We start from the raw sequence: 15,798 nt of genomic DNA, 5'->3' as shown, positions 1-15,798 counted from the left end.
ATATCTTACAGAAGCGGAGCGTGCGCTCTTGCTATCCGAAGATTTATAATCGACCTGAGTGTTCAGAAATCTGAAAGCAACAGCGATTCGGAAGAGGTTTTCACAGGGCGGCCAGGCTGCAAGGTTAGTTTGTACAATATAGCTTAGATGCTTAGAGGAGAACATGAATATGAACATGAACACAACATTCAAGCATCTGCTAGCAGGCATCGTCGCCATCAGTATGCTGCTTCAGGGCGGCATGGCTGCGGCGGCAGGAGCCGATGGCTTGCTCGACCGTCGTATAGAGCATCCGGTCGAGGCTGGGAGTCCGTCCATAGTTTTTGCAGACATTCAGGGACACTGGGCTGAAGCGACGATCAAGCAGGCGGTTGGTGATGGCTATTTTCAAGGATACGAGGATGGAGCCTTCAAGCCTGATGGCTTGATCACACGAGCAGAGCTGGCAAGTCTATTCGTGCGGATAACCAAAAACAAACAGGATGGAAGCAGCGGAAGCTTCACAGATGTACCTGATAGTTATTGGGGTGCGAGTGCCATCCATGCAGCAGTTGGAGCCGGGTTTATTAAGCCGGAGGATGCGCCAGGCAGCAGCTTTAGGCCAAACGAAGCGATGACCAGAGTGGATTTGGCGAAGTGGCTTGCACAGGGGCTGGTACGCAGTGAAGCGAGCTTTGCTACCGCGCTGAAGGAGGTTGAAGGCACCTTATTGCCGTTTACCGAGACGTACAAGGAAGGAATCAGAGCGGAACAGGTACCCTATATTGCGCTTGTGCGAGGAACAGGGCTCATGAAGGGGAACCCCGACGAAAGCTTCGGGCTGAACGCCGCAACAACGCGGGCAGAGGTAGCAGTTATGCTTTATCGGTATGCAACGATCGAGGGGAGCAAGGCGGAGAGCTACAGAGGCTTGAATGAGCTCAGAGAGGTTGGCTTGTACGGTACGAATGCGGTAAGTCTAGGGAATGCAACATGGTCTGTAGACGATCAAGGGGTCGAATTGCCGGTTTATAATATTATGGGGAAAACGTTTATGCTGGATGGAGGGCGCGGCAGTTTTATTTTAAATCGGATGATCGTCATTGATTATACCGAACCGGTAGGCAGCGAGGCGAGAGGCATCTACGGAAGTATGTTCACTGAAGTGATGGGCAATACTTTCGGAAGATTTGTGGAAACGACTGTCACGGCGGCAAGTAAGATGATGCTGCCGAGCGATTACTGGGAAAGCCACAAGCTGTTAGCTGGCGTTGTCATTCTCGGGGACGCTCCGGGGCATTTTGGATACGAAACGTTGCCAAGAAATTTCGGTAGCGACCACGTCTATCGGGATTTCTCTGATTTCTTGCAGGTTGGAAAGCCGCGAACGATATGGACCGGGATTGGGTCCACCTTATACGTGGAGAGGATGACTGCAACTGACGGGTCCGTGGGTACGATATCGCTGAATCGGAAAAAGAAGTAACCTTAGCTGAATGAAGCAGGCTTCAGATACCCTAGCAAGGCTTGTGCGGCCAGCAGTGATCCTCCGTATTCGCATAAAGCTGGACCAGGCCCGCATAGCTATAATTACATGGCTGTGCGGGTTTTATGTTTTTCGGGAAGCGGACAAGACTAGAAGGCAGGAAGGCCAACGTGCCGGAATGATGAATTGATGTGAACAAACGAGTCACGTGGCGGCGGATCATTGCCCATGGTAAACTTGTATGTATGGGCAAGTAGACGAGCCAACCATTTCAGAAGGAGGCTGAGCATCATGTCAAATCCGGATGAAAAAAAATTTCATACCTACCAGGATTGGCTGACCTGGGAAGGCGCCTGGGAATTAATTAACGGTCAAGCTTACAATATGGCCCCCGCCCCGACCACCTTGCATCAATTTCTTGTCGGAGAGCTTCATTTTGCGCTCAGAGCTTTTTTCCAAAATCGAAGCTGTTACGTGTTCGTGGCTCCATTTGATGTTTATTTTAGCGAAAGCGACGATTCCAAGTCCCCTGACCATGTTGTCCAGCCGGATCTTTCTGTTGTATGCGCGAAAGAGCAACTGTCGAAAAAGGGCTGTCACGGGGCGCCGACCCTCATGATTGAAGTGTTGTCGCCATCGACGGCCTTGAAGGATTTTAATGAAAAGTTTAATTTATATCAAAAGTATGGGGTGCCTGAATACTGGATCGTCGATCCCGGCAATCGAACGGTTCATGTGTATGCATGGCAAAATGGCAGCTATCAGATCAGGCATCTGTATACGGAGCAGGAGACGATTCAATCTATTATATTCAAGGAGCTGCAGGTGCCGATGAACAGGCTGTTCAGTCTGGAGTCATCGCCAGATTAGCGGATGAGCTGCCTGAAGGAGGAGCAAAGGATGGCTAATTCGGATGTGTATGCGTTGACCCGGCCGGGCCGATGGAGCGCTTGGATCGCCGGATGGACAACGATTGCGGGAGCAGCGCTCATACAAAGCATTAAGCAAGCCCATGTCGGATATGAGCGGACGCTGCTGTTTCTGGCATTAGCCGGATTAGTCGCAGCTTCGCTGGCGCTGCTTGTGCGTATGACGCGCAAGCGCTACACGCTGCGGATCGCGCAGGATGCGCTGATTGTGGCCGGATATCGCGTCTACAAGCGGGCCGATATTATCGAGATCAGGCTAAGGGAGAGCCGGCGAGTATTGTCGATTCACAGCAGACGGTGCTGGGGCTGCGGGGACTTGGCTTTTGCCGGCGAGCAATTTCCTGCTGCATGGTCAGCTGTTCAAACATGGGCGGTGCGCAACGGCATCCGGCTGACGGTCGTTGAAGGCGGCTGATAACGAAAGGGATAGCCAATGAAATAAGCTTGTCGCGACAAATCCGGTCAGTCGTTGGACAATCCGGCTGGCAACAACAAAATCACGTAAAACCAGACCGGTTATTCCCATGGAGCGGGTTTCGTTTTGGGTTGTCTGGAAAACGGCAGCTTCTGCCACCATTTTCGTTTTTGCTTGCTTTCCTGGTACGTTTTGAGCTGCTGCATGACCAGTCTGGCCCGGTCCTCGTCCTTGAACTTCACACGCAGCTCTTCGTAGAAATGTTTGGAATCCATACCTATCACCTGATCGCTATAATGTCTGGGATGAATAAGAATATATGTTCCCATTATAGAACGCAAGTTCCCCTGTTGGCAAGAGGGAACTTGTCAATTACGGCAGCGCGTCAGCTTGTGCGGTTGTTCGTAGGGGGAGAATGGATCGTCTTGACCCGGCCGACCAGACCGGATTGCAGTCTGACCTTGATGCCGTGCGGATGTGTCGGGGAATTGGTCAACAAGTCCTTGACGATGCCGCGTGTCGTTTTTCCGGTACGTTGATCTTGCTTCAGCACGATATCGACCTCAAGACCGGGACGAATGTGGCTTCGCTGTTGTCCCGCGTTTGCCATGACCGGTACCTCCTTTCCAATCTGACCTTGGCAGCGCTACGGCCGCCGAAAGCCTTCCTCCTGCAAATATTGCACCGCTTCCTCATACGTTTCGAACGCCGATTCGAGGTTAAGTCCTGCGTAGACGTACCACAGCTCATCCTCGTGGACCAGCAGCAGCGTCTGGTTATCCGGACCGTGCCAACGTTCCTCGTCATCGGCTGTACCGCTGACCGCCAGCTCGGCTGCCGTTTTCGGCGCAAGCGACAGGATCGAAGCCTTGACCAGCGCGCGCAGCTCGTCAGCGCCATAGTCCCGAATGTTCACCATTCCGCGGTCGTCCGATTCAACGTCGGTCAAATGTCCGGCGAATACGAACCCGTTGCCGTTCGGATGCAGGTGGTAGACGACGATTTTTTTGTCGTAACCGCTGTTTTCATAGTGGTAATTAACGCGGCCGAGCGAAACCTCTTTGCGCGTCAGTTCAGGAAATGCTTCAATTACAGCCCGTTTTTGCTCGTAAGTTAACATAGGTAAGCCTCACTTTTCATCAACAAGTATAGTGTGGTTGATTATATCACAGCGAGCGTTGTTCGCAAAAAAGAAAGCAAAAAACCGCTTTAATTATCAGAAAATTCGTACTATAATAAAGATAGAAGACATGCTTTGAGATGAGGAGTGATCACAATGACCAGTCGGCAAATGCTTCTTCTGTTTACCGGTACGGGAGGTTCGGGAAGGAAGTCCGCGGCGCGGCGGGTCGGAGAGGCGCTGAACTTGTCCGTAGTGGTGTCCTACACGACCCGTGAACCGAGACGGCGTGAGACGAATAGCGATTTTTACCGGTATGTAGGCGAGAACGATTTTGAAAAGGCTTACCAAGCGGGCGAGTTTGTGCAAACTGCGCATATTAACGGCTACCGTTACGGGATCAAGGGTGTGGACCTGGATGCCGCGCTCGCAGCTTCGTCGGGAGCGTATCTGGTGCTGAACCCGGAGGCGACCGAGCTGTTCAAGCGGCGGTTTGAGGATCAAGCGCTGCGTGTGTTCATTTACGTAGGCAAACGGATGATTCTGGAGCGGCTGGCCGCCAAGGGCGTGCCGGATGAGGTCGTCGGGCGCTACGTCGCGCAATACACCGATGAAGTCGCGTACCGGAAAAACTGCGAAATCGTCGTTGAAAATATGGAGCTGGACCGCACGGTCGGACAAATTGTCGAAGCCGTAAGGGCTCGTACGCGTGAGCTGGTAACCTGAGGACGCGCCGTTGAAGCCGGATTGCCCCCTTGCATCTGCGGCGACGATTGCATATAATACTTGGTAAATCCATACTGATAAATGCATGGACGGAGACAAGTACGCAGTGCTTCTTCACAGGGAGGAACCGCCGGAGACTGAGAGCGGGACCGTTAGAATCAGGCTGCCGAAATTCGCTCCCGAGCAGTCCTTTGAACGTCGGACAGCCCGAGCCAGATCAATTGGCGGATGGCGCTGCGGCCAGTAGAGGGTCACCGGTTTTCGAACCGTTATGTTCAATGAAGTGAGACCGAAGGCAGCATGATGCTGTATGGCTGCAACGGTCTAACAAGGGTGGTACCACGGCTTTTTCGTCCCTTACCGGGAGAAAAAGCCTTTTTTGCGTTGTCCACTCAAAATTTGGAAGGGAGCAGGAACATGAAGGAACGTTTGTTGCAGTTGAAGGAAGAGGCGCTGCGCGAGCTGGCGGGCGTCGAAAGCCAGCAGCAGCTTGGCGAGCTGCGGATCAAGTATTTGGGAAAAAAAGGGCCGTTAACGGAAATTTTGCGCGGCATGGGCGCCTTGAGCGCAGAGGAGCGTCCGGCGATCGGATTGGTCGTCAACGAGGTGCGCGGCGCGATTGAAGAAGTGATCGAAGCGCAGCAGGCGGCGTTTAACCGGGCGGAAACCGAGGCACGGCTTGCGTCCGAAACGATTGACGTTACGCTGCCCGGCCGCCCGGCGGCTCAGGGCGCTCAGCATCCGATCAACAAGGTCATCCAGGAGATCGAGGATATTTTCATCGGGATGGGCTATACGGTTGCAGAGGGGCCCGAAGTCGAGCAGGACTACTATAACTTTGAAGCGTTGAATTTGCCGAAAAACCACCCGGCGCGCGATATGCAGGATTCCTTCTACATTACCGAGGAACTGCTGATGCGGACGCAAACCTCGCCGGTGCAGGTACGCACCCTGGAGAAACGCAAGGGCCAGGTGCCGATCAAAATCATCTGTCCGGGACGCGTGTACCGGCGTGATGACGACGATGCGACGCATTCCCATATGTTTACGCAAATTGAAGGACTGGTGATCGACCGCAACATCCGGATGAGCGATCTCAAGGGGACGCTGCTGCGCTTCATGCAGGAGCTGTTCGGCGAGCAAACGAAAATCCGGATGCGCCCAAGCTTCTTCCCGTTCACAGAGCCAAGCGCGGAGGTCGATGTGACGTGCGCGATGTGCGGCGGCAGCGGCTGCCGGGTGTGCAAGCATACAGGCTGGCTCGAAATTCTCGGCTCCGGCATGGTACATCCGCGGGTGCTGGAGATGGCGGGTTACGATCCGCAGGAGTATAACGGGTTCGCATTTGGGCTCGGCGTCGAGCGGATTGCGATGCTCAAGTACGATATTGAAGATATCCGGCATTTCTATACGAACGATCTGCGGTTCTTGAAGCAGTTCGTTCACTTGTAAGGGAAAGGGGAGCTACGAGCGATGAACGTTTCTTATCAATGGTTGGCGCAATATGTCGATATTGCCGATCACACGGCAGCGGAGCTGGCTGAGAAGCTGACCCGCAGCGGGATCGAGGTGGATATCGTTGAAAGCCGCAACAAAGGGGTGACCGGCGTTGTCGTCGGGTACGTCATTTCCAAGGAGAAGCACCCGGATGCAGACAAGCTGAACGTGTGCAAGGTGGATGTCGGTACAGGCGAGGAGCTGCAGATCGTTTGCGGCGCGAAAAATGTGGACGCAGGCCAAAAGGTGCCGGTAGCGACAATCGGCGCGAAGCTGCCGGACGGTCTGGTCATCAAGCGTGCGAAGCTGCGCGGCGTGGAGTCGCAGGGGATGATTTGCTCGGCCAAGGAGCTGGGCATGAACGACAAGCTGCTGCCTAAGGAAATTCAGGAAGGCATTCTGGTGCTGCCTGCGAATACGCAAATTGGCGAAAGCATTCTGGATGTGCTGGCGCTCAGCGACGAAGTGATGGACCTCGACCTGACGCCGAATCGTTCCGACTGCTTGAGCATGCTCGGCGCAGCTTATGAAATCGGTGCGATTCTCGGCCGTGAGGTTCGCCTGCCGGCGCAGGAAGCCGGACAACGCGACAAGGAAGCGGCTGTACAGGCGGCTGACCGCATCTCCGTGGAAATTACGGCTCAGGATGCCTGCCCGCATTACGCGGCGCGTCTGATCGAAGGCGTGCAGGTCGGCCCTTCCCCGCTCTGGCTGCAAAATCGGCTGATGGCGGCAGGCATTCGTCCGATCAGCAACATTGTGGACATCACAAATTATGTGATGCTGGAATACGGCCAGCCGCTGCATGCGTTTGACGCGGATCAGCTGGAGGGCGGTCATATTGACGTCCGTTATGCGCGCGAAGGCGAGACGCTGGTCACGCTGGACGGTGTTGAACGGACGCTGGAGCCGCATATGCTGCTGATTACGGACGGTACGAAGCCGGTTGCGCTGGCGGGTGTGATGGGCGGAGCGAATTCGGAAGTGACGGAAGGCACGACCCGCATCCTGCTGGAGTCGGCCAAATTCGACGGCGGAACGGTCCGCAAAACGAGCCGTCAGCTCGGCTTGCGTTCGGAAGCGTCGCTGCGCTTCGAGAAGGAAGTGAACCCGGAGGCGGTTATTCCGGCGCTGGATCGTGCCGCTGCGCTGATCGCGGAGCTGGGCGGCGGGCAGCTGGCTGCCGGAATCGTCGAAACGGTTGTCAGCGAGCATCGTCCGGTGCAAATCGAGATTACGGCGAGCCGGATCAATACGTATTTGGGGACCCAGCTGTCGGTCGAAGACATTACGGCGATCTTCGGCCGGTTGAACTTTGCGGTAGAGCCGCTGGAGCAGGACGGGCTGCTGGTGCATGTGCCTAGCCGCCGCGGCGATATTACGCTTGCTGTCGATCTGATCGAGGAAGTGGCCCGTTTGTACGGCTACGACAACATTCCGACGACGCTGATGAATACGGAAACGACGCCGGGCTCGCTGACGCCTGAGCAGGCGGTACGCCGCACGGTGCGCCGCTTGCTGAACGGCAGCGGGCTGCATGAGGCGATTACGTATTCGTATACGCATCCGGAGCAAATTGCCGCATTCCCGGGCATGTACCGCGAAGCGAAGCCGGTTGCGCTGGCGATGCCGATGAGCGAGGAGCGCAGCGTACTGCGTACGAGCCTGATCCCGCATCTGATTGATGCCGCTGTGTATAACCGCAACCGCAATAACGATGATGTGGCGCTGTTTGAAATTGCGCCGGTGTTCCTGACCGACGAGACGACGCTTACCCGTCAGCCGCAGGAAAAGCTGCTGCTGTCGGCGCTGCTGACCGGTAAGCGCAGCGAGCTGCATTGGACGGGCAAGCCGGGCGATGTCGACTTCTACGATCTCAAGGGCGTGTTCGAAGGCGTCGTGTCGTACCTCGGCATTGAAGGCTTACGGTATGTGCAGACGCAGGCGGAAGGCTACCATCCGGGACGCACGGCCGGAATCGAAGCTTCGCTGGACGGTACGCGTCGCGTGATCGGCACGATCGGACAGCTTCATCCGGCGCTGCAGCAGGCGAAGGATTTGGCCGATACGTATGTGCTGGAAGTGGACATGGACGCGCTGACGACGCTGGTTTCGGACCGCTTCGCTTACAGCCCGCTGCCGCGCTTCCCGGCCAGCTCGCGCGATATGGCGCTGGTTGTGGACCGTTCGGTTGCGGTTGGCGAGCTGATCACGCTGGCCCGTGAGACGGCTGGCGAGCTGCTGGAGTCGATCCAGGTGTTCGACATTTACATGGGCGACCGGGTTGGAGCGGACAAGAAAAGCGTTGCGATCGCCCTGGTGTACCGGACAGCGGACCGTACGCTGACGGATGAAGAGGTCAGCGAGCTGCACGGCCGCGTTGTGGCTGCACTGGAAGCCGGTTACGGAGCGGAGCTGCGCAAGTAAGCTGAACCGCCGCGCCACGGTCGGCTCTCTCGAGGGCTAGAGCGGCTGAGAGACGAGCAGGGCCGAGCAGGCCTGGTGAGCCTTAGCCGTTGGCCTGTCTGACCGGACGCGTCAGCGGGCTATCTGGCGCCGAATAGAGCCAACGAATGCCGGTACTTGCATGGCTTCGGTTCGGCTGGCTGCGTAGTATTGGTACTTGAGCAAGAGTGGACATCATCAAGCAAAACGACAAGCCTCCCGGCCTGCTATCCAAGCGGGCCGGGAGGCTTGATTTTGTAACGTAACGAAGACGGAGCTGACCGTGTTAGGGCTGACGGATGCGAGCTATGTCAATTTGCTTGCGGCTCCGGGAGCAGGCTGACGCTGCGCTTGCCGTCGATGCCGACCGGGATATCGCCGGCAAGGGTGATACGCCGGACGACGCGATGCTGCTTGCCGTAATCATTGATGGCATAATGCTGGATAGCGCGATTGTCTCAAATCATGACGTCGCCCGCGGCCCAACGCCAGCGAACGGTATTTTCCAGCCGCGTCACATGCTCCTGCAGCACACCCAGCAGCCGCTGCGAATCCTGGAGTCACTCCAGCAAAGCGGTTTGAGAGCGAAGCCAGGTCTAGGCAATCCGATCGCTGGAAGGCGCCGCGAGACGTCCGATGATGACGGCGAGCCAGCGCTTATTCCCAAACGGAAAACCCGCAGGTAACCGTGCAGTTATTCCCCGCTTTCACTTGTCAATTCATCGTGTCAGGTAGCAGGAAAAGCGATTCTGTATATCGAATAATTGAAGTATGCCATACATGAATTTTCAAAAATTGAAGGTAAAACACCTCAAAGCTTGAGGAATTGGGATAAACAAGGGAAATTAAAGCCGCATCATACAGGTAATAAAGAGGATTTTGGAAAGGCAAGTGGATAATGATGAAGACATATTTACTTGCTAAAGGTGAGTCGTTTGAAATTATCTCAGACATTTAGGAAGTGGCAGCAATTAAAACATTCGTGGCCTTCCGCGGCAACCCGGCATGAAAGCGGGTCTTTCACAGAAAAAAGCCAGTGTTATAGACTCATAGGGGCTTTTTTGCGCTATTGTTGAGAGAAACTTCGGCTCCGACGCAAGCTCTTCATAGTTTTCTACTGCGGCTAAAGGAATTTTTCGTATAAAAGAGCAAATAAGGTTAAAAAATTAATTCAGGAGTTGATTGAGGATGATTAAGGGGGTGAAAATTGAAATTCATCCTAATAATAAACAAAAATCGAAATTATTCCAATGTGCGGGTGTTTCTCGATTCGCTTATAACTGGACACTGCATCAACAACAAGAGAACTATAGAAACGGTGGAAGATTTATCAGTGATAAAGAATTGAGAAAGAACTTTACGCAGCTCAAAAAGCTTCCTGAGTACCAGTGGTTAAATAAATATAGTAATAATATTGTAAAACAAGCAATAAAAGATACGTGAGATGCTTATCATAAGTTTTTTAAAGGTTTATCAAGATTTCCTAACTTTAAAAGTAAAAAGCATAGTGATCTTAAAGTCTATCAGGATACAGATAAAATAAAATTCACTGGCACACATGTTAAATTTGAGAAATTAACAAAAAGCAAAAAACAGAATAAACAAAAATTCAACTGGATACGTCTTGCTGAGAACGGTAGAGTGCCGTATGGTGATCATATTAAATATAGTAATCCAAGAATGTGATTCGATGGTTTAAATTGGGCGGATCGGTTCTATCCTTCAAGTAAACGATGTTCTTGTTGTGGTCAGAAAAAGATAGATTTAAAGTTATCTGATCGAACCTATAAGTGTGATAATTGTGGACTTGAAATGGATCGAGACTATCAAGCAAGCGTTAATCTGAGAAATTATGGTCTAATAAAAATAAAGGAGGAATCCGTTGCACTATCTATGGCATAGTCACTTAAAAGACACCATAGATATGTACCCATACGTTTGTGGGGAATTTACGCCTTTGGAGTGTTGAGACCACTTGAGTAGCTAGAAATAGCGAAAGAGAACACGATGAATAAGGAATGGAACATAAGAGATGTAAATTAACATCGAGATATATGATGGTGGTTTATAACTTTTTATAAGTTTCCAGTAACGGACAACCTGAGTGAGCGGTGAAGAAAAAGTACGTATGACCGTCGACATCTACGGCACCCAATATAAATTGGTTTCAAGGTCCAGTCCCTCCTATATAAAACGCGTTGTCGCTGTAGTCAATGATCAGATGCATCGGATCGCATCCGGCAGTCCGAGATTGGATCTTCCGAAAATTGCCGTACTGGCTGCTGTAAATATGGCTGATGAATGGACGCAAATGCAGGAACAAATTGATCATTCGCAAGATCAGCAGCGCCAGCTCGACAAGGCATTAGCGGATGTAGCGGCTGCGACTGAGCTGCTGGAGCGGCTGCAGCAGGAGCTGGCCGCAGAGCGCGAGCTGTTGTCGGCTGTAGTGCTGGAGCGTGACGATTTGCGGACGCGCAGGGCGGAGCTTGAGACGCGAGAAGCAGAGCTGGCCAAGGAGCTTGAAGCGCTTGCAGAGCACAAGCAGGCGATTGAGTCGGAGTTTTCGGAGACGGCGGAGCGGTTGGAGCGTCAGCTTGCTTTACAGGCGGAGCTGGAGGTTAAGCTTGCGGCAGCCGTGGAGCGCGCACATGAATACGAGGGGCGGAGCGCGGAGCAAGCGCGTGAGCTGGAGCGGATCAGCGGGCTGCTGGGCGAAGGCGAGAAGCTGCGCGGCGAGCTGGAAGGCAGATTGGAAGCGGAGCTTGCCGATTGGGAGCAGCAGCGTGCTGATTATGAGCAGCTGCTGATTGTCGGGCAGGAGGAGCAGGAGCGCCAGCGTGCGGAGCTAGAGAGCAAGCTGGAGGCGGAGCGGGCCGAGCAGGAGCGTCAGCGTGCGGAGCTAGAGAGCAAGCTGGAGGCGGAGCGGGCCGAGCAGGAGCGTCAGCGTGCGGAGCTAGAGAGCAAGCTGGAGGCGGAGCGGGCCGAGCAGGAGCGTCAGCGTGCGGAGCTAGAGAGCAAGCTGGAGGCGGAGCGGGCCGAGCAGGAGCGTCAGCGTGCGGAGCTAGAGAGCAAGCTGGAGGCGGAGCGGGCCGAGCAGGAGCGTCAGCGTGCGGAGCTAGAGAGCAAGCTGGAGGCGGAGCGGGCCGAGCAGGAGCGTCAGCGTGCGGAGCTAGAGAGCAAGCTGGAGGCGGAGCGGGCCGAGCAGGAGCGTCAGCGTGCGGAGCTAGAGAGCAAGCTGGAGGCGGAGCGGGCCGAGCAGGAGCGTCAGCGTGCGGAGCTAGAGAGCAAGCTGGAGGCGGAGCGGGCCGAGCAGGAGCGTCAGCGTGCGGAGCTAGAGAGCAAGCTGGAGGCGGAGCGGGCCGAGCAGGAGCGTCAGCGTGCAGAGCTCGAGAGCAAGCTGGAGGCGGAGCGGGCCGAGCAGGAGCGCCAGCGTGCGGAGCTCGAGAGCAAGCTGGAGGCGGAGCGGGCCGAGCAGGAGCGTCAGCGTGCGGAGCTAGAGGATTTGTTAACGGCTGAGATGGAGGGGCAGGAACGCCAACGAGCCGAATTTGAAAGCACGTTGATCGCCGAGCAGGAAGAGCGTGATCGCCAACGCGCCGAGTTTGAAGGCAAGCTGGTCGCCGAGCAGGAAGACCACGAGCGCCAACGAGCCGAATTTGAAAGCAAGTTGACCGCCGAGCAGGAAGAGCGTGATCGCCAACGCGTCGAGTTTGAAGGCAAGCTAGTCGCCGAGCAGGAAGACCACGAGCGCCAACGCGCCGAATTTGAAGGCAAGCTGGTCGCCGAGCAGGAAGACCACGAGCGCCAACGAGCCGAATTTGAAAGCAAGTTGACCGCTGAGCAGGAAGAGCGTGATCGCCAACGCGTCGAGTTTGAAGGCAAGCTGGTCGCCGAGCAGGAAGACCACGAGCGCCAACGAGCCGAATTTGAAAGCAAGTTGATCGCCGAGCAGGAAGAGCGAGAGCGCCAACGAGCCGAATTTGAAGGCAAGTTGGTCGCCGAGCAGGAAGACCACGCGCGCCAACGAGCCGAATTTGAAAGCACGTTGATCGCTGAGCAGGAAGAGCGTGATCGCCAACACGCCGAGTTTGAAGGCAAGCTGGTCGCCGAGCAGGAAGACCACGAGCGCCAACGAGCCGAATTTGAAAGCAAGTTGACCGCCGAGCAGGAAGAGCGAGAGCGCCAACGCGCCGAATTTGAAAGCAAGCTGGCCGCCGAGCAGGAGGAGCGAGAACGCCAGCGTGCCGAGTTGGAAAGTAAGCTGGCCGCCGAGCAGGAGGAGCGAGAACGCCAGCGTGCCGAGTTGGAAAGTAAGCTGGCCGCCGAGCAGGAGGAGCGAGAGCGCCAACGCGTCGAATTTGATGAGCTATTGACGGCGGAGATTGAGGATCAGGAGCTTCATCTGGAGGAATTCGACAGGAAGCTGGTTGCTGAGCAGGCTGAACGCGAGCGTCAGCGTATACAATTTGAAAGCTTGATCGAAACGGAGCGTACAGAACACGCTGCCCGGCTGGCCGAATGCGACCGTCAGATCGCTGAATTGAGCGAGCAGTATGATCAGCTCCAAGCGCAGCTTAACGATCGGCAGCAGGAGCTTGAGCTTCAACTGGCGCTCCATCATGAAACGTTGGAGCGGAACAATCTTGAAGAAGCGGAGCTGCGGGCGAAAATAGAACAAGCCGCCGAACAGGCCAAGGCAGCGCTTGAAGCAGAGGGCGAACGTCAGCAGGAGCTTGAGCATCGAATTGCGCGTCTGATCGAAGAGGCGGCACAAAGCGCAGCAGCGGCCGGGGAACGGTTGGCTGAGCGGGAAGCGCAGTTTGCCCGGCAGACGGAGGAAGCGGAGCAGCAGCATCAGGCGGAGCTTGAAGTACAGCAGGAAAAGCAGCGCAGGCTGCAAATTCAGCTCGGAGAGCAGCTGGAGCAAGGCCGGGCGCTGCTTTTGCAAGCGGAATCGTTGAATTCCGAGCTGGAAGCGGAGCGTCAGAAGCAGCGGGAGCAAGCCGAGGAACTGGAGCTGCAGCAGGCGCTGTATCAGGAGCTGGAGCAGGCGAAGGCTCGTGCCGAAGCGGAAGGCAAGCAGGCTGAGGCCAAAGAAGCCGAACTGCGGACAGAGCTGCAGCAGACGGAAGCGGCAATGCGTGAAGCTGCAGAGCAGTTGGAAGCGAAGCTGCGCGCCGATCTGGAGCAAGCCGAAGCCCGCCGCATTGCCGAGCTTGAGCAGGCGGAGCAGCAGCATCGCGCTGCGCTGGAGCAGGCTGAAGCCAAGCTGCGTGAGGCGGTGGAGCAATTGGAGGCAAGGCTGCGCACGGAGCTGGAGCAAGCGGAAGCACGTCGCATCGTTGAGCTTGAGCAAGCCGAGGACCGCCGTACAGCCGAGCTGGAGCAGACGCAAGCACGAGCGCGGCAGGAAGCGGACAGCTTGTCCGCGCGCGGCGCAGAGCTGCAGGCCGAGCTGAACGAGCGCGAGCAGCGCAGCCTCCAGTTGGAACGGCAGCTTGCCCAGCAGCAGGCGTACAACCTACAGATTCAGGAGAGCAGCAGTCAATGGCAGCAGCGCAGTGAAAGTCAGGCAGCGCTGGCAGACGAGCTGCGGTCAGGCATGCTGGCTCGTCAGGAGGAGCTGCACGCCCAGCAGGAAGTGATTGACGAATTGCAGAGAAAGCACCAGGAGCTGGCCGCCCGATTGGCGGAGCAGGAGGCGCGGAGCAAGCTGGAAAGCGAGGAGCAGCAAGGCCGATACGAGGAAATCAATCAGGCTTTGTCAGACAGAGAGCGTCAGCTTGCTGCGTTGCAGTCCGAACTGCGCCGTGCGGAAGAAATCGGCAGGGCGCTGCAGGAGCAATGCGCGGCGTGGGAGCATAAGCAGAAGCATTCGCTGGATGAGCATAACGTGCTGACCGGGCGTCTCGCTGCCCAGGCTGCAAAGCTAAGCGAGCTGGACAAGACGGCTGCGGAGTCGGCTCGCCTGCAGAAGGAATTGGCCGCGAACCGCGAGGAGCTGCGGCTGCAGCATGAGCTTTACCACGAGCTTCAGCTTGAGCTGAAGCAGCAGGCTCAGCTGCATAAGGCGCTGCAAAGTGAATATGATGAGCAGCAGGAAAAGGCAGAGCGGGTGTTCCAGGAATTGGGACTGCTGCAGACGGAATATGAGAAGCTTCAGGTTGAATACAATGAATGGATTGAGCTTGTCGAGAAGGACTAGCGGATGAACGGACTGGATTACGGCTTGCTTGTCATCGCCGCGATGGGACTTGCTTTAGGGTATGCCAGAGGGTTTGTAGGCCAGCTGGTATCGTTCGCCGGTTTATTCGCGGCCTACCTGGTGGCTTTCCTGGGCTACAAACAAGTGGCGCCTTTGCTTAAAAGCGTGATAAACTTGTCCGGACATGAGACGTACGGCCGCTATCAACTGCTGGCTCAGGAGCTGCGCGTGGATACGTACATCTACCATGCCTTGGCTTTTGGCATTTTGTTGTTCGGTACCAAGCTGGCCTTCGGCATTGTCGGCAGGCTGCTCCAATGGCTGGCCGCCGCGCCCGGCCTCAAGGCAATGAACAAATGGAGCGGAGCCGCGCTTGGCTTGCTCGAAGCGGCGATCATTGCGCTGATTGCTGTGCAGGTCATGACGGTGCTGCCCAGCGATACGGCGCAGAAACTGCTGAACAGCTCCGTTTCCGCCCCGTACATCGTGGCGCATACCCCCTTGATCGCCGACAAGCTGAAGGAGCTTTGGCAAGCCAGACCCGTGCCTGACGGGATCTAAGTTCTGGCGGCTCTGATGACTTGCCGGACCTGACAGACCTAGCGAGAAGAGTCCTGACAGACCCGATGTGTTGACGGCCGCGAGGGATCATGCCGGGCACAGCCACAATGGCTGGACAGCCCGGATGGTTGGGCCTTGGGCCGCTGCTCTGCTGGACCCGGTTGTCCTGATGCCGACGAATTTGCGGGGGCGTACAGTGCCAGGGCGTGTCTCAGAAATCGCTGAAGTGCATCTTTTACCGCCTTTTCGCCCCTTGCCGCGTCACTTTACCTTGACGTGCCCCGGTACGCCTGCGGAAAACTTTCTCGTTTGGAACGAAAATTCGGCAAAATCTGCTGGCTTCAGCGTTTTCAGACACGCCCTAGTAAAAGCAACAGCTTGCAGTAAAAGTAAACTAATAAAGCCGGCCAGCAAGACCTCCATTTCAGCAGA

At 55.6% G+C, this 15,798-nt stretch carries 12 protein-coding genes and 3 pseudogenes; 11 read left to right on the top strand and 4 right to left on the bottom strand.

The genetic code is table 11. From position 1 onward, the window contains the following. The first annotated feature begins 169 nt into the window (after positions 1-169). The 3 genes from AC6ROY_RS01810 to AC6ROY_RS01800 all read left to right on the top strand — a co-directional run bounded on the left by AC6ROY_RS01810 (position 170) and on the right by AC6ROY_RS01800 (position 2,809). Positions 170-1,465 carry an S-layer homology domain-containing protein gene (locus AC6ROY_RS01810; protein ID WP_500098238.1) on the top strand — a complete coding sequence of 432 codons (1,296 nt, stop codon included), beginning with the start codon at positions 170-172 and terminating at the stop codon, positions 1,463-1,465. 291 nt (positions 1,466-1,756) lie between these two features. Then, positions 1,757-2,335, top strand: a complete 579-nt coding sequence (locus tag AC6ROY_RS01805) for a Uma2 family endonuclease (protein WP_500098237.1) — start codon at positions 1,757-1,759, stop codon at positions 2,333-2,335. Positions 2,336-2,365: 30 nt separating this feature from the next. Next, complete coding sequence (locus AC6ROY_RS01800) at positions 2,366-2,809, top strand: hypothetical protein (RefSeq protein WP_500098236.1); 444 nt, start codon at positions 2,366-2,368, stop codon at positions 2,807-2,809. A gap of 101 nt (positions 2,810-2,910) precedes the next feature. Here AC6ROY_RS01800 and AC6ROY_RS01795 read toward each other — a convergent pair whose 3' ends face one another. From AC6ROY_RS01795 to AC6ROY_RS01785, 3 genes are all read right to left on the bottom strand, one after another. Further along, the gene (locus AC6ROY_RS01795; protein WP_500098235.1) at positions 2,911-3,084 is read right to left on the bottom strand and encodes a hypothetical protein; all 174 of its coding nucleotides are present in this window, start codon (positions 3,082-3,084) and stop codon (positions 2,911-2,913) included. 110 nt (positions 3,085-3,194) lie between these two features. Continuing rightward, positions 3,195-3,419 (bottom strand): YwbE family protein, encoded by a 225-nt coding sequence (locus AC6ROY_RS01790; protein ID WP_500098234.1) that lies wholly within the window; start codon positions 3,417-3,419, stop codon positions 3,195-3,197. 36 nt (positions 3,420-3,455) lie between these two features. Continuing rightward, positions 3,456-3,929 (bottom strand): hypothetical protein, encoded by a 474-nt coding sequence (locus AC6ROY_RS01785; protein WP_500098233.1) that lies wholly within the window; start codon positions 3,927-3,929, stop codon positions 3,456-3,458. A gap of 156 nt (positions 3,930-4,085) precedes the next feature. Between AC6ROY_RS01785 and AC6ROY_RS01780 the strand changes: the two genes are divergently transcribed. From AC6ROY_RS01780 to pheT, 3 genes are all read left to right on the top strand, one after another. After that, positions 4,086-4,655, top strand: a complete 570-nt coding sequence (locus tag AC6ROY_RS01780; protein ID WP_500098232.1) for a hypothetical protein — start codon at positions 4,086-4,088, stop codon at positions 4,653-4,655. 417 nt (positions 4,656-5,072) lie between these two features. Next, a complete protein-coding gene (gene pheS, locus AC6ROY_RS01775) occupies positions 5,073-6,107 on the top strand; it encodes a phenylalanine--tRNA ligase subunit alpha (RefSeq protein ID WP_500098231.1) in 1,035 nt (344 codons plus the stop codon). A gap of 21 nt (positions 6,108-6,128) precedes the next feature. Further along, positions 6,129-8,579, top strand: coding sequence for a phenylalanine--tRNA ligase subunit beta (gene pheT / locus AC6ROY_RS01770; protein ID WP_500098230.1), 2,451 nt, complete (start codon positions 6,129-6,131; stop codon positions 8,577-8,579). Positions 8,580-8,908: 329 nt separating this feature from the next. Here pheT and AC6ROY_RS01765 read toward each other — a convergent pair. Then, positions 8,909-9,151, bottom strand: a pseudogene (locus AC6ROY_RS01765) (TauD/TfdA dioxygenase family protein); the annotation flags it as partial. A 210-nt stretch (positions 9,152-9,361) separates the two neighbouring features. On the opposite strand from AC6ROY_RS01765, the pseudogene AC6ROY_RS01760 reads away from it, so the two are divergent. The 5 genes and pseudogenes from AC6ROY_RS01760 to AC6ROY_RS01740 form a co-directional block, all read left to right on the top strand. Then, positions 9,362-9,466 (top strand): annotated as a pseudogene (locus AC6ROY_RS01760) (IS607 family transposase); the annotation flags it as partial. 319 nt (positions 9,467-9,785) lie between these two features. Beyond that, complete coding sequence (locus AC6ROY_RS01755; protein ID WP_500098229.1) at positions 9,786-10,040, top strand: helix-turn-helix domain-containing protein; 255 nt, start codon at positions 9,786-9,788, stop codon at positions 10,038-10,040. Between the two features lie 273 nt (positions 10,041-10,313). Further along, a pseudogene (locus tag AC6ROY_RS01750) lies at positions 10,314-10,499 on the top strand (zinc ribbon domain-containing protein); the annotation flags it as partial. 226 nt (positions 10,500-10,725) lie between these two features. Further along, positions 10,726-14,805: a hypothetical protein gene (locus AC6ROY_RS01745; protein WP_500098228.1), complete on the top strand. Its 4,080-nt coding sequence runs from the start codon at positions 10,726-10,728 to the stop codon at positions 14,803-14,805. Between the two features lie 3 nt (positions 14,806-14,808). Then, positions 14,809-15,366 carry a CvpA family protein gene (locus AC6ROY_RS01740; protein WP_500098227.1) on the top strand — a complete coding sequence of 186 codons (558 nt, stop codon included), beginning with the start codon at positions 14,809-14,811 and terminating at the stop codon, positions 15,364-15,366. The last annotated feature ends 432 nt before the right edge of the window (positions 15,367-15,798 follow it).

The sequence above is a fragment of the Paenibacillus sp. sg306046 genome, from assembly GCF_059821225.1.
This window is presented reverse-complemented; position numbering and strand designations above follow the sequence as displayed.

Coding starts and splice junctions, on each gene's coding strand:
- AC6ROY_RS01800 (WP_500098236.1), top strand. CDS start 2,366: ATGGCTAATTCGGATGTGTATGCGTTGACCCGGCCGGGCCGATGGAGC.
- AC6ROY_RS01790 (WP_500098234.1), bottom strand. CDS start 3,419: ATGGCAAACGCGGGACAACAGCGAAGCCACATTCGTCCCGGTCTTGAG.
- AC6ROY_RS01785 (WP_500098233.1), bottom strand. CDS start 3,929: ATGTTAACTTACGAGCAAAAACGGGCTGTAATTGAAGCATTTCCTGAA.
- pheT (WP_500098230.1), top strand. CDS start 6,129: ATGAACGTTTCTTATCAATGGTTGGCGCAATATGTCGATATTGCCGAT.
- AC6ROY_RS01780 (WP_500098232.1), top strand. CDS start 4,086: ATGACCAGTCGGCAAATGCTTCTTCTGTTTACCGGTACGGGAGGTTCG.
- pheS (WP_500098231.1), top strand. CDS start 5,073: ATGAAGGAACGTTTGTTGCAGTTGAAGGAAGAGGCGCTGCGCGAGCTG.
- AC6ROY_RS01810 (WP_500098238.1), top strand. CDS start 170: ATGAACATGAACACAACATTCAAGCATCTGCTAGCAGGCATCGTCGCC.
- AC6ROY_RS01745 (WP_500098228.1), top strand. CDS start 10,726: ATGACCGTCGACATCTACGGCACCCAATATAAATTGGTTTCAAGGTCC.
- AC6ROY_RS01755 (WP_500098229.1), top strand. CDS start 9,786: ATGATTAAGGGGGTGAAAATTGAAATTCATCCTAATAATAAACAAAAA.
- AC6ROY_RS01795 (WP_500098235.1), bottom strand. CDS start 3,084: ATGGATTCCAAACATTTCTACGAAGAGCTGCGTGTGAAGTTCAAGGAC.
- AC6ROY_RS01805 (WP_500098237.1), top strand. CDS start 1,757: ATGTCAAATCCGGATGAAAAAAAATTTCATACCTACCAGGATTGGCTG.
- AC6ROY_RS01740 (WP_500098227.1), top strand. CDS start 14,809: ATGAACGGACTGGATTACGGCTTGCTTGTCATCGCCGCGATGGGACTT.